General features: G+C 41.2%; 12 protein-coding genes. 11 read left to right on the top strand and 1 reads right to left on the bottom strand.

The features are described from left to right. The first annotated feature begins 565 nt into the window (after nt 1-565). The 3 genes from ACEYW6_RS21340 to ACEYW6_RS21330 all read left to right on the top strand — a co-directional run bounded on the left by ACEYW6_RS21340 (nt 566) and on the right by ACEYW6_RS21330 (nt 5,302). The gene (locus tag ACEYW6_RS21340; RefSeq protein ID WP_190896095.1) at nt 566-1,396 is read left to right on the top strand and encodes a squalene/phytoene synthase family protein; all 831 of its coding nucleotides are present in this window, start codon (nt 566-568) and stop codon (nt 1,394-1,396) included. Nucleotides 1,397-2,081: 685 nt separating this feature from the next. After that, entirely contained in the window at nt 2,082-3,686 is a 1,605-nt protein-coding gene (locus ACEYW6_RS21335) for a serine/threonine-protein kinase (RefSeq protein ID WP_190896093.1), read from the top strand. Between the two features lie 881 nt (nt 3,687-4,567). Next, a complete protein-coding gene (locus ACEYW6_RS21330) occupies nt 4,568-5,302 on the top strand; it encodes an FHA domain-containing protein (protein WP_412981332.1) in 735 nt (244 codons plus the stop codon). Nucleotides 5,303-5,562: 260 nt separating this feature from the next. Here ACEYW6_RS21330 and recA read toward each other — a convergent pair whose 3' ends face one another. After that, nucleotides 5,563-6,642, bottom strand: coding sequence for a recombinase RecA (recA, locus tag ACEYW6_RS21325; protein WP_196513493.1), 1,080 nt, complete (start codon nt 6,640-6,642; stop codon nt 5,563-5,565). A 505-nt stretch (nt 6,643-7,147) separates the two neighbouring features. Here recA and ACEYW6_RS21320 point away from each other — a divergent pair. The 8 genes from ACEYW6_RS21320 to ruvA all read left to right on the top strand — a co-directional run bounded on the left by ACEYW6_RS21320 (nt 7,148) and on the right by ruvA (nt 13,964). Beyond that, entirely contained in the window at nt 7,148-8,701 is a 1,554-nt protein-coding gene (locus tag ACEYW6_RS21320; protein WP_412981314.1) for an HNH endonuclease, read from the top strand. Nucleotides 8,702-8,958: 257 nt separating this feature from the next. Further along, the gene (locus ACEYW6_RS21315; RefSeq protein WP_251958345.1) at nt 8,959-9,228 is read left to right on the top strand and encodes a type II toxin-antitoxin system Phd/YefM family antitoxin; all 270 of its coding nucleotides are present in this window, start codon (nt 8,959-8,961) and stop codon (nt 9,226-9,228) included. Next, nucleotides 9,215-9,496, top strand: coding sequence for a type II toxin-antitoxin system RelE family toxin (locus ACEYW6_RS21310; protein WP_412981313.1), 282 nt, complete (start codon nt 9,215-9,217; stop codon nt 9,494-9,496). The genes ACEYW6_RS21315 and ACEYW6_RS21310 overlap by 14 nt, the downstream gene beginning before the upstream one ends. Before the next feature lie 61 nt (nt 9,497-9,557). Continuing rightward, a complete protein-coding gene (gene xseA, locus ACEYW6_RS21305) occupies nt 9,558-10,826 on the top strand; it encodes an exodeoxyribonuclease VII large subunit (protein ID WP_412981312.1) in 1,269 nt (422 codons plus the stop codon). Continuing rightward, a complete protein-coding gene (gene xseB, locus ACEYW6_RS21300; RefSeq protein ID WP_412981311.1) occupies nt 10,819-11,046 on the top strand; it encodes an exodeoxyribonuclease VII small subunit in 228 nt (75 codons plus the stop codon). The genes xseA and xseB overlap by 8 nt, the downstream gene beginning before the upstream one ends. Before the next feature lie 138 nt (nt 11,047-11,184). Next, complete coding sequence (locus ACEYW6_RS21295) at nt 11,185-12,384, top strand: FAD-dependent monooxygenase (protein WP_412981310.1); 1,200 nt, start codon at nt 11,185-11,187, stop codon at nt 12,382-12,384. Nucleotides 12,385-12,573: 189 nt separating this feature from the next. Next, the gene (locus tag ACEYW6_RS21290; protein ID WP_412981309.1) at nt 12,574-13,332 is read left to right on the top strand and encodes a sucrose-phosphate phosphatase; all 759 of its coding nucleotides are present in this window, start codon (nt 12,574-12,576) and stop codon (nt 13,330-13,332) included. Next, nucleotides 13,332-13,964: a Holliday junction branch migration protein RuvA gene (gene ruvA, locus ACEYW6_RS21285; protein ID WP_190898940.1), complete on the top strand. Its 633-nt coding sequence runs from the start codon at nt 13,332-13,334 to the stop codon at nt 13,962-13,964. The genes ACEYW6_RS21290 and ruvA overlap by 1 nt, the downstream gene beginning before the upstream one ends. Nucleotides 13,965-14,002 lie beyond the last annotated feature (38 nt).

Raw genomic sequence — 14,002 nt, 5'->3', positions numbered from 1 at the left:
ACCTTCAACAGCAAGGAGGTTCCCACTGTAACCAATCAAGCATAGGTGTAGCCTAACCTAGTCATCGCAGCCCTCTATGTCCAATTTAAGTTACCCTAACTCTTCGACAAGCCGCTGTACGCATCTAATAGCTGCGTACAGTTACTGTTATTCGTTACCAGCTTTTCCTAGATTGTCTTTATATATACAATAATTACAATTTGTTAGTCAGATTAACGCAGACTTAAAACACTTTTAAATCCCTAAAATGGATGTTTGCTGATGGAAAAAATTCCCGTCAATCAGCCAAATATTAGCATATTTATATATATACACACTAAAAGTTTATGAAAGCTATATTAAACGGCATATTACACATTTTTGCGACCAAAAGCCTATATACTGGATTAGACTTTGTTAAATTTGAGAGTTTTGTTAATTGCAGCACCAAAAACTATTAGTTTTTAGATTAAATACTAACGTATCTTATAGTCTATAGTTTTTAAGGTTTAGTCAAAACTATATCCAGTATCATCAAAAAACTGCAAACTTCATGTGGTGCAAAAATCAATCGGGGAGTGAAAACATGAATTTACGTAGAGATGCATTGCAAATCCTCAAAGAAACTAGCCGAACTTTTTATATCCCAATTAGTCTTTTACCGCCAGGATTACAAGAAGCAGTAGCATCAGCATATTTGTGTATGCGTGCCATTGATGAAATTGAAGATAATCCCGAACTAGATAACGCTACTAAAGCAAAGCTCTTAAAAACGATTAGCCTGACATTACAGGCAGGGGTTGATGGCTTCGCAGTAGATGCTTTCTTGGCAGGATTTAGTGGGTATGAGAATACCTTAGAAGAAGTCACTGTGAGGATTAGAGAATGGTTGCTGCTAGCACCAGAGACCATTGCACCTCGAATTTGGGATGCCACTGCTGCAATGGCAGACCGGATGGCTTACTGGGCAGAAAGAAACTGGGAAATTGATACAGAATCTGATTTGGATCGTTATACCTTTGGGGTTGCAGGTGCAGTGGGATTGTTACTATCGGACTTATGGAATTGGTACGATGGAACACAAACTAACCGTACCCAGGCAATTGGGTTTGGTCGGGGTTTACAAGCGGTTAATATCCTGCGTAACCATACTGAGGATTTAGGGCGTGGGGTAGACTTTTTCCCAGAGGGTTGGAGTGCAGCAAATATGCAAGAGTATGCGCGGCGCAATCTAGCCCTGGCAGAAGCTTATACCAAAGAACTTCCTACCGGCCCAGCCTTAGATTTTTGCCAAATTCCCTTAACCTTAGCTAATGGAACTCTTGACGCCCTTGCTAATGGTAAAGAGAAACTCAGCCGCAGTGATGTTTTTGCACTTATCGAACAACTGATTAGTGTGAACATGAAAGCCAGCTAATAGTCTCTTAACGACTAATGGAGATGATTCTAAATTGCCTCCAAATTTGGGCATCCAAAATCCTACAGCTATTTTCTGTAGGGGAGCCATCCCATCGCGTAGCATCTCCGTTGGCGCAGCGTCTCGTAGAGAAGAGAAGGAGAAGTTCAGTTCGCCCTCTTGCTTGGCAAAGCCAGACGCTCTCTACGAGACGCTGCGCATAGCTAGCTTTTGAGTAGGGTTAAGCGAACACGGCTAACGCTGCGCTATCAGCCCAAGTTGCCGCTTTGACTTCTATCCAAATAGAGCAACTGGCGTTGGGCACTGCCCCTCCAATACTTTTAAATACCAATTATCCAGAATAAGATTAATAGATACAATCATGCAAAAATCTAGATTAAAGCTGACTTGCTCAATTCCGAACTACCTTAGCGAGTCGGGAGAGCAGCACGCCACATCTAACAAGCTTTAAGAGAGTGTTATTACGATTTTGTATATGGTATAAAGCAAACTAAGTGTTTTTGAGCAACGTAAGTATAATAAATTATTTTATTTTGGCGATCGCTTTACGTAATATCAATTAAACTTTAGAAACTCTTCAAAGGATTTCCAGCAAAAATTACCTTGCAAGAGTTGATTAATATCTAAATAATTGAAAGGGAGTATAACACTCCCCGTGATTATTCGTGCAGCGAGTTGACAGTGCATGAGCTACTGCTTAAATCCTACCTGTCCCAATCCAGAAAATTTGGTATATAGCCAAAGGTGTCAGTCTTGTGGCTCGCAACTACTGTTGCGCGATCGCTATCAGGTGATCAAACCATTAGGTCAGGGTGGCTTTGGAGCAACCTTCTTAGCCCATGATCAAGGCTTACCAGGAGAACCGAGTTGCGTAATTAAGCAATTACGCCCATCAGGAAGCGCCCCACACGTTTTACAGATGGCCAGAGAACTCTTTGAGCGAGAAGCCAAAACTCTAGGTAAGATTGGCAATCATCCCCAAGTACCAAGATTGTTAGACTATTTTGAAGATCATGAACAATTCTACTTAGTTCAAGAATACATCAGTGGTGATACATTGCAGGAGGAGGTGAAACTTAACGGCATCTTGAGCGAAACTGGAGTCAAGCAATTTTTGAGCGAGGTTCTGCCACTATTGCAATATATCCATGAGCAAAAGGTGATTCACCGTGATATCAAGCCAGCCAACTTAATTCGCCGCACTCAAGATGCCAGAATGGTACTCATCGACTTTGGTGCGGTCAAAAACCAAGTCAGCCAAGGTGCGACAAGTCAATCAGGGCAGACAGCATTAACTGCATATGCCATTGGCACTCCTGGTTTTGCACCTCCAGAGCAAATGGCGATGCGTCCAGTCTACGCCAGTGATATCTATGCACTGGGGGTAACATGCATTTATTTACTGACTAGTAAAACTCCTAAAGATTTAGATTACAATCCCCACACTGGCGAGATGATGTGGGAGCAGCTTGTGCAAGTGAGTGACCACTTGAGCAATGTATTGCGAAAAATGTTAGACGTGTCTGTACGTAGTCGCTATCAGTCGGCGGCAGAAGTTCTCAGAGCATTGGAAATAGAACCATACTTAGAAAGTTTAGCAAAGGGTTTACTACTTAAATCTGATACCGGAGCTAAAGAGCGAACACACAACCACTTGGAAAATTCTGCTGTTTTATGTAACAACCATTCTGCTGCTGTTACCAGTGCAGGAGTGGCACAGGTAGCGGCAGCAATTCGCGCTAGACGAGCCAAGGCAGCGGAAGCTGCTGGATTACATCACGGTTCTGGGATGGGCAAATCAACGACTTTAGCTAACAGCAACAGCAATGGTTCGCAAGTTCAAAATTCTAAAATTGAGCGTAAGTTAGATACCCAAGGTTTATTAACAGCCTATCTCAAGGGAAGACGGGATTTTGCCTTACACAATTTAAATTTGCTGAATCTGCAAGGTGCTGACTTATCCCAAACAAATTTCCATTCCGCTCAATTGCAAAAAACCAATCTCCAGGGAGCTAATCTCCACAATAGTGACTTTGGCAGAGCCAGTCTCACTCAAGCCAATCTCAAGGATGCTAATTTGAGCAAAGCATACTTTAACCATGCTGATTTAGAAGGAGCAGACCTACGAGGCGCAGACCTCAGTAATGCTTATCTCAGCAATGCTAACCTTCGAGGAGCTAATCTGTGTGGTGCCAATCTTACCAATGCCAAAATTTCTGATGAGCAGCTAGCACTAGCAAAAACAAATTGGATGACCGTGCGTCCTAATGGCAAACGAGGCTTATTGTAAGTTGAAAGTTTAAATTTGAGAGCTACTCGCTCTGGTTGCCAGACTAACGCTGTTTTATGACTCTCACGAGATAAAAATCAGAAACCAATGTTTCTGATTAGTTTTTATAAATCTAGGCGTAGCTTGGGTTGAGGAACGTAGCAAAATCCCGTAGGGTAACCCAACATCAAGAATCCTTGATTTTGTTGGGTTTCACTTTGTTCAACCCAATCTACAAATATTTTATTTTTTCAGAGGAATAAAAGAGCGCTGTTCTCTTCTTTTTAAGGACGGTTAAGGAGGATCAAGTCTTAAACTGAACTGTATTGTTTTAAAGCATTCTCTTATAAAAGTTTATTTTTATATATTTTATAAATCATAGCTACACAGGCAAAACCCTTAATTTTGCACTAGTCCACGGAGGTGGGCTTTGCTTTTGTAGTAGCGAATTCCATGCGTCAAATACTTTTAAGGTTTTGATTTCCTCACTAGCTTGATAAAGTAGCTCTTATTCTTCAGGTAAAACTCAGATTTATTCAAAATTGACCAAGTATATATAATAGTTGGGTTGAGCGATAGCCATTGCTCTCGCAAATGTTAAGAAAGATCCAGTTTTGTAGCAAAAATATGCTAACTTTTGGTAATTCTTAATCAAATCTTCATGGTTTTTATCTGTTACAAATAGCAAATGATTATTTACAATAAACAATAAAGTATAATAATTTTTTAAAGATATTTTCATGCTTTCTTTTGATGCCTAGAAACAACAGGGAATTTCGTACCTAAAATTTGTTAAACCTAACGCTATTAAGCCAGCGGAAAGTGAAAACGTAATTATCCCTGATTGTAGACTGAAGCAGAATATTCATAAACAAAATCAGGTAGTACAAGGTTTACGTATGATGGCTGACTTTGCAGAAACGGAAATAGAACGGCGATTAACTTTATACCAAGTATTCCTGAAGTTGTATGAACACCACAGCAGCCTTCTAGATGAAATTCTTCAGCTAGAAAACCTATCTCAACCGTCGTTGAGGAGGGTAAAAGTATGTTACATACATGGTGTAGTGGATAGTGCTGCTGTTTATTTAATGACTAACTTGTGCGACAATCAGACCCAAAGTTTACGGCAGCCACAGCAAATCTGGACAATAGGTCGTAATCGTAGCAGTGGTATTTGCATTCCTGATAGTTATATGTCTCGTCGCCACGCTGCTATTCAATATATTGATGATCAAGGTTTCTACTTCATAGACTTCAAGAGTACCAATGGCTCATTTGTGAATGGCGATCGCGCAGAGGAGCCGATCAAGCTCAAAGATGGCGATCGCATCCGTGTAGGTAGTATGACTTTTGATTTTTTCATGAATTATACGTGTCGCGTTTTGCCAACTGTCGCAATGGAGTTATTGATGCAACTTGTGCATCGAAAGAGCGATAATCAAGTAGAAATACTTACTTATCCCCATGACAGACCAAAACCTTTGTTTGAAAAACCAGATGATAATTCAGAGATTTTCAAAAATTCTGGGCTAGTTGAGAAGTTTGAACATTGGTATGACAACTTTAGTTCAGAACAGAAATCAGAAATTTTAGATCGCTTTTTTAGCAGACAAATACCATACAATCCCAGCTAAAAAATTGGAAATTATAGTCATTTTCAATCGCGTGAAATATACACAATTTTTAGGGGCACAACATTGTTCATTGGTGTGCCCCTACTTTTAACTTATTCCAACGACAAACGCTATAAAAATAAAATGATTGCTCGTCATATAGTGGCAATCATTTTTTTAGGCTTGCTGTAACTCATCAATATGTTGTAAAAGGTGGGTTAGCTGTCTTTGCAACCCACTACACATTAAGACTTGCAGATTGATTGATAAATCCACATTTCTTATTCTTCTGGCTCTAAATCGACTTCTTCCTCTTCATCTCCTTCACTGGCTTTAGCTACAGAGTTAGCAGAAACAATAGCGCCTTTATCTAACTTTTCACGCACCAGTTGCTTAATTTGTTCAGCAAATTCAGGCTTTTCTTCTAGATACTTAATAGCGTTGTCTCGTCCTTGGGAGATATTATCGCCGTTGTAACTATACCAAGCTCCTTTGCGGACAATAATGGCAGTTTCTTCTGCTAAGTCAACAAGACAACCCAAGGTAGAAATACCCTTGCCAAAAATAATATCGAATTCCGCTATTCTGAAGGGCGGCGCTACTTTATTTTTGGCGACTTTAACTTTAACGCGGTTACCAAATTCATCTGTACCTTTCTTCAAAGTTTGAATTCGGCGAATATCTAAGCGCACTGAAGCGTAAAATTTCAATGCGTTACCGCCAGTAGTAGTTTCTGGGCTACCGTAGGTAACACCGATTTTTTGCCGCAATTGGTTAATGAAAATTACTGTACAACCAGATTTACCAATATTGCCCGTAATCTTACGTAGGGCTTGGCTCATTAACCGCGCCTGCAAACCGACGTGGATGTCACCCATATCGCCTTCAATTTCAGCGCGGGGAACTAGTGCTGCTACTGAGTCAATGACTACAATATCAACCGCAGCAGAACGAACAAGCTGATCGACAATTTCCAAAGCTGATTCGCCAGTGTCTGGTTGGGAAATCAGCAAATTGTCAATATCTACACCCAATGCCGCAGCATAAGTGGGATCAAGGGCGTGTTCTGCATCAACAAAGGCAGCAATACCGCCATTTCTTTGCACTTCAGCGAGTGCATGTAGCGCTACTGTAGTCTTACCGGAACTTTCCGGCCCATAAATTTCAATTACCCGCCCTTTGGGTAAACCACCACCCAATGCTAAATCTAGGGTGAGCGCCCCACTGGAAATCGTCTCCACCCGCATCCGGGTAGCATCGCCCAGGCGCATGATTGCTCCTTTACCAAAGCTGCGCTCAATCTGGTTGAGCACCATAGTCAGCGCTTTTTGCTTGCCAGAAGTATCAGTGTTGATAGCCATTCCTGCTTCTAATGCCTCTAAATATATGGTTTTAAGGAGTGTTTCTCTGGGAGTTTGAGTAGAACAGATATACTATTTTAACCAGAAAATTCTGGAATAGGACTTCTCAAATCAAAAAAAGGGTGTGACAAGATCGTAACTCGATCGCTACCAGATTAGGGTAGTTTTGCACAATGATACCAACTTGCATTCAGAGATAGCTTTTTTTGGCTGGGTAAGCAAGGGATTTTAAAGAAAAAATAAATTACCTAAACAACACTGTCAGTAGAGCCGTACTCGTGAGCATTTGCAGTGGTTGCTAAATCTAGGAGCGATCGCTATGCCAATCAGCATATCATCTACAGCGACTTCATTGGGTCGGGATTGATGTAGAAAGCTTTTAGGGTAGTAGTAAAGGGATTTTCAATACTTTAGGTAACTTTTAGCTTTGAGAAGCTATGATGCTCAGTCGTACTTGCTGCCTATGAGCTTGACGTATAATTGTAGCAATACAGGAGAAAACATCATGGCTAAAGTTAATCTAGATGCTCTGATTCCAAGAGAGGATTTTGATGTAGAAGAAAATATTAATCTGGGCAAGAAAAAAGAAACAATTTCTATTGAAGACCTTAAGATAGACTCATTCTTCTTTTCAAACATCAGAAAACCTGATTTTCAAAGAGAAACTAACGAATGGGATAAAAATAGAATTTGTGAATTTATCAAGAGTTTTATTGAGGGCGATTTAATACCAGCAATTATTTTATGGCGAAGTACAGGTGGCTACTTGTTTGTAATTGATGGTAGCCATAGATTGAGTGCTTTATCTGCTTGGGTAAATGATGATTATGGTGATGGGAAAATTTCAAAGCTTTTTTATGATGGGGTAATTTCTGATGAACAACTAGAAGTTGCTCAAGAAACACGAAAATTAGTAAACAAAACAGTTGGCTCCTATGATGATTTTAGATTGGCTCCCACACACCCTGATAAAGTTAAACCCGAAGTTGTAAAATATGCTAAAAATTTAGCAGCTTTGGCAATTCAGCTTCAATGGGTTGAAGGTGATGCAACCAAAGCAGAAAGTTCATTCTTTAAAATTAATCAACAAGCTGCACCAATTGATAAAACTGAGCTAAAACTCCTTGAATCTAGGAAAAAGCCCAACAGTATTGCAGCGCGTGCAATTATCAGAAGCGGTAAAGGGCATAAATATTGGTCATCTTTTTCAGATGAAACACAATATCAAATACAAGAAATAGCTAAAGAGATTAATGAGATACTTTTTGCGCCTAAGTTAAAGACCCCTATAAAAACTTTGGATATACCAGTTGGAGGAAAACTATATTCCTCACAAACATTACCACTAATTTTAGATTTTGTAAATGTTGTTAACAATCTAGATTTTAATAATAAGGGAATTAATAATGACTTAACTGGTGAGGCAACAATACAGATTTTAAAGAATACCAAAAAGATTGTGTATAGATTAAACAGTAATAATTCCTCATCTTTGGGGTTACATCCAGTTATATACTTTTACTCAAAAGATGGACGACATAGAACAGTGTCGTTACTAGCTGTAGTTGATTTCGTAATGGAGCTTGATAAAAGAAACAAAATCAATGACTTCATTAAAGTACGAGAACCGTTCGAGGAATGCCTCATAAAATATGATTACTTGATTCAGCAAATTTATTTAAAATACAGGTCTGTTCAAAAAAGCTACAAAGATGTATCAAAAATCTTTCAGAGAATTGTAACTAATTTACAAACAGAAAAAACAATTGACAATGTTATAAACGAGATTATATCTAGTAAGGATTTTCAGTATTTGACTATTCGTACAATAAATCAGGAAATTCATTCATCTGCACAAGACTTCAATACAAATAAAAAGAGTGAGATTTATATAAAAGAAGCGTTAAAAAATGCACAGAAATGTAAAATATGCAATGGTCTTATCCATAGAAACTCAATTTCGATTGATCATATCCAACGGAAACAAGATGGCGGATTGGCGAGTGTAGATAACGGACAGATAACTCATCCATACTGTAATTCAGGATATAAAAATTAAGTGATGAAAACATTTCTACTTAACCAAAATTCAAACGCTCTGCTCACCTAATATCTGTATATCAACTCATTGAGGGCATTGACAACAGGACTAGCAGTTATAAACTGACCATAACAAAATAGTAAGTTATGCTCATTGCTGAATTCTTCTCTACTCTATTTACATAAACAAGCAGCAAGTTTTGTGAAGCCAGAATTGAGATGAGAAGATTTATCTGCTAAAATATAGTCAAAATGTCTAAAATAGTCAAAATGTCTATGCAAACCTATACTCTCACAGATGCTCGTAACAAACACGGTGAGGTTTTTGACAAGGCTGCTATTGAGCCAGTTCTACTAACCAAGCAATCACGGCCTAGCCATGTGATTATTTCAGCAGAGAGCTACCAAAAATTAATTAATCGGTTGGAAGAATTAGAGGATATGGTTTTCGGTCAAGCTGCTGAAGTTGCGCTGAGTCAGTCCAAAATGATTGGTACAGAGGCTTTTACATCTGCATTAGAGCATTTAGCTAATGGCGAAGCTTGATGGTCTAGCAACTGTTCTTGATTTTCTCAACGGTTTACAGCCTAAAATAGCAGCACAGATTGCAAAAAAGGTTATAGCTTTGAATGTTGAGCCTTTACCCACTGATAGTAAGCAGCTATCTGGTTATCAGGATTTATATCGAGTTGATAGTGGTGAATATCGAATTGTTTACAGATATTTTCCTGAGCAAGATTTAATAGAAGTGATTTTAGTCGGTAAGCGCAATGATGATGATGTCTACAAAAGATTAAAGCGTTTACTAGGATAAACTTTGGTATTCATTAAAAATGCTAGAATCGCTTCAGCATTAATGCTTTCAGGCATCTTTGATGACTTTCGACCTTCCCGACTCCCTCATTCTCGATACTGCACTTTCAGTATCTGGATTAACTGACTATATCCGCTTGCTGTTAGAGCAAGATGAACAATTGCGGCAAGTTTGGGTAACTGGTGAAGTTTCCAGCGCTAACCACCATCGCAGTGGTTTATTTTTTACGCTGCAAGATACCGATCGCACCGCCGGAATTAAGTGTGTGGTATGGAATACCCAATTGCCAAAACTCGCCCAAATACCCGTTCCCGGTGAGCAGATAATTATTTTGGGCAGTATTCGCGTCTATCCGCAACGGGGAGAGTATCAGTTGTCAGTTTGGCAAACTCTACCTGCTGGTGTCGGTTTACAGGCGTTGCGCTATCAACAACTAAAAAATCGCTTGCTGGCTGAGGGGTTGTTCGATGCTCAAAGAAAGCGATCGCTTCCAACTCACCCCCAAACGATCGCTGTTGTCACTTCACCAACGGCGGCGGCTTGGGGTGATATTCAAAAAACTCTCAAGCAAAGGTATCCAGGTTTACACGTTTTGTTTTCTCCGGCTACAGTGCAAGGTGAGCAAGCGCCTGAATCTATCGTCAAAGCAATTGATCGAGTGGAAAGAGATGGTCGCGCCGAAGTGCTAATTTTATCGCGGGGTGGTGGCGCAGTGGAGGAGTTGGCTTGCTTTAATGATGAACGTGTGGTGCGATCGCTGGCTAGTTGTTCTATTCCTGTAATTACTGGTATTGGCCATCAACGGGATGAATCTTTAGCAGATTTAGTTGCAGATGCTTGTGCACATACACCGACGGCGGCGGCGGAAATGGTTGTGCCAGCACTTTCAGAGTTGTATACTGAGCATCGGCAGCGAATTGTAGTTTTACATGAGGCTGTGCATGACTTTGGGGAAAATTCTCTTAATAAACTGCAAGTATTACGGAATCGTTTGCGACGTTTGCGGTTAGATCGGCAAGTGCAGCAGGAGGTGGACAAGCTAGCTTGGAAGCGTCAGCGTTTGGTGCAAATTACGACGGGGCGATCACAGCAAGCAGTGCAGCATTTAGAGTTGTTACGGCAGAAGTTGGCTAGCCTTGACCCGAAAGCAGTGTTACAGCGTGGTTATGCGGTGGTTAGGCGGGAAGATGGGGCGATCGCTCGTTCTGCGGCGGAGTTGGCTGTGGGGCAAGAGTTAGTGATTCAGTTGGGGCAGGGTGGGGTTAAAGTTAAGGTTATGGAAGTGAACGAACCACAGAGGCGCAGAGGACACAGAGAGGTTGATGGTTAAACGTAAGAGTGCTTCTAGTTCTGAGGAAGGTTGGAATTATGAGGCGAAGGTTGCTGAAATAGAGGGAATTATCGCTCGCATCGAGGCGGGCGAGTTGGATTTGGAAGCTGTGTTTGAGCAATTTGCAAGTGCTGTGGAGTGTTTGCGTCAGTGCGAAAGTTTTTTGCAGCAACGACAGCAGCAGGTAGATTTGTTAATTGAAACATTAAGCGATGAGTAGAAATGAGAGTCTACTCGTGTGAGTTTATATGCTCAGATTTTTGTATTTCTCCTGGATGGAGATAAATAACTCTTGATTGTTAAATTAGTGACAGTAATACAACTATTTCTCTAACGCAGAGATAACATTTATAAAGTGATGACTCAAGTTGTAATTGTTGGGGCTGGTCCTACTGGTGCAACGCTTGCACTCCTGCTGATAAAACGGGGCATTGCAGTCAAACTGATTGAAGCATCCCGTAACTTCCGGCGAGTTTTTCGCGGTGAGGGGCTAATGCCTAGTGGGCTGGATGCCCTAGAGCAGATGGGATTGTCACCCATGTTAGAACGCATTCCTCATCGCCCTTTGGATGCCTGGGAGTTCATTATCAACAAGCGATCGCTATTTCGAGTTGAGGAACCAATGGAACTTGGTGGAAAGTCCACTATGCTTGTTTCACAGCCAGCCCTCCTGGAAGCGCTGATTCAGGAAGCCAGCACTTATCCCAATTTTGAGTTGGTGCAGAGTGAACCTGTACAAGATTTAATGTGGAGCGAAAGCCGAGTTTCTGGCGTAAAGCTAGGGGATAATCGGACTATTTCTGCGGATTTAGTTATTGGGGCAGATGGTCGTAATTCTATTGTTCGGCAACGAGCAAACTTAACTTTAGAGCAACAGTCCCAAAGTTTCAATATTCTTTGGTTCAAATTGGCAGATAGTCCGCGTTTTGAGTCGGAAAATGTCTTTTACTCAATTGTTAACGGTCGTCACGCCTTTGGATTATTTTGTGGTACGGAGGGCAATCTTCAAGTGGGTTGGTCGCTCTATGAGGGTTACCCGATGGATTGGAAGCAAGTCAATTGGGCTGAAATGTTTGCGTCTGTATCACCTCCTTGGTTAGCAGAGCATTTCCAGGAAAATGCAGAAAGTATTGAGCGACCTGTATTATTATCCGTTGTAGTCGGGCGGTGTCCGCGCTGGTCTGTGCCAGGGTTACTACTCTTGGGCGATGCTGCTCATCCAATGTCACCTATCCGCGCTCAGGGTATTAATATGGCATTGCGGGATGTGATTGTTGCAACAAATTATCTGGTTCCCCTGTTGCGTCAGGGAGCAGAATATGCAGATATTGATGCGATATTGCCACAGATTCAAGCTGAACGAGAGCCAGAAATTGTGCGATCGCAGCAGCTTCAAAGTGAAGAAGCGGCTCAGGCTGAACGACTTACTAAAAGCCCACCAATGCAATGGGCAGTAAGCAAGCTAGCTCCCCTAATTTCCCGACCCGTTCGCCAGTCTTGGCTTAAGCGACAGCGCCAGTTGCGCCAAGGAGTATCGCAGATACAGTTAACTGTTTAAGCATTGTCGAATATCAGTATAAAATTCAAAAATTCGATTCAATTTAGGATCTTAAATAAATACGGTTGTGTAGCAATAACAAGGGAGTAATTTTCGCTTTTAGAACATCGAATACTGTGACTCAAAAAGATATCATTATTTGGTTCACTCACTGTTTCTGCAATATTGCACTCAACTGAGAACCGCTATATGAAACCATTCCTTTTTGTCACTGATTTGGATGACACCCTCGTGTATCGCACCGTGGGCGATGACAGCGCCTTAGCAGAACTAAATCAACTGCTGAGTCAACATCGCCAAGAATACGGTACTAAAATCGTTTATTCTACCGGGCGATCGCCTGTACTTTACAAAGAACTCCAAGCTCAAAAAAATCTTTTGCAACCGGATGCCCTCGTCCTTTCTGTAGGTACGGAAATTTACTTAGGTGATACTGATACTCCAGACTCAGGTTGGTCAGAAATCCTCTCTCCGGGATGGGAACGGGAAACTGTATTATTTATTACTAAGAAATACCGTGAGTTAGTTCGGCAACCAGATTCAGAACAGCGTCCCTTCAAAGTGAGTTTTTTCTTACAACAAGAGGCATCTGTAAATGTCATACCACAACTCGAAGCTGAGTTGCAGAAATATAAATTAAATGTAAAGTTAATCTACAGTAGCGGTATTGACCTTGACATTGTACCCCATAGCAGCGATAAAGGTCAGGCAATGCAGTTTTTACGCCAAAAGTGGAAATTTGCAGCAGAACAAACAGTTGTCTGTGGTGATTCAGGTAATGATATTGCTTTATTTGCTGTAGGCAACGAACGGGGAATCATTGTGGGGAATGCCCGAAAAGAGTTACTCCAATGGCACGATGAGTATCCCGCTGACCATCGCTACCTGGCAAAAGGTTTTTGTGCAGGTGGAATTATTGAAGGCTTAAATTATTTTGGTCTCTTGTAATGATTAGTTATCTAAAAGGTATAGTCGCTGGTATCCAAACAATTGGCGCTAATCGCGTGATTCTGACTCTGGAAGTGAATGGCTTGGGGTATGATTTGCAAGTTCCCCAACGGCTAGCAAACCAGTTACCAGAGTCAGGAGGAGTGGCGCAAATTTTTACCCATTTCCAAATTCGTGAAGAAGTGCCGTTACTTTATGGCTTTGCTTCGCCAGCCGAACGCGATTTATTTCGCCACTTGCTGACTGTCACAGGTATTGGTGCAGCCTTAGCGATCGCACTGTTGGACACTCTGGAACTACCAGATTTAGTCCAAGCAATTATCGCTGGCAATACACAAATCCTAATTCAGGCTCCCGGTGTCGGTAAAAAAATCGCAGAACGCATCTGTTTGGAACTGAAAAGCAAATTGGTCGAGTGGCGCAAATCAGCCGGGTTCTTCGTCGCCACAGGTGGGCCAGCACCGGGCATTCTCGAAGAGGTGCAAATGACCCTCTTCGCCTTGGGATATACTGCCCATGAGGTCAGTCACGCCCTGCATGTGGTAAGTGAAGATATTGGACTACCCAAAGATGCCTATGTCGAAGATTGGATTAAACAAGCGATCGCTCATCTCAGCAGCGAACAAGTTTAATTGTCATTTGTCAGGTGTGCAATGCCCAATTCCCAATT

Origin of the sequence: Nostoc sp. UIC 10607 (assembly GCF_047228265.1) — a bacterium.
GTDB classification, from domain to species: domain Bacteria; phylum Cyanobacteriota; class Cyanobacteriia; order Cyanobacteriales; family Nostocaceae; genus Nostoc; species Nostoc foliaceum_A.
This window is presented reverse-complemented; position numbering and strand designations above follow the sequence as displayed.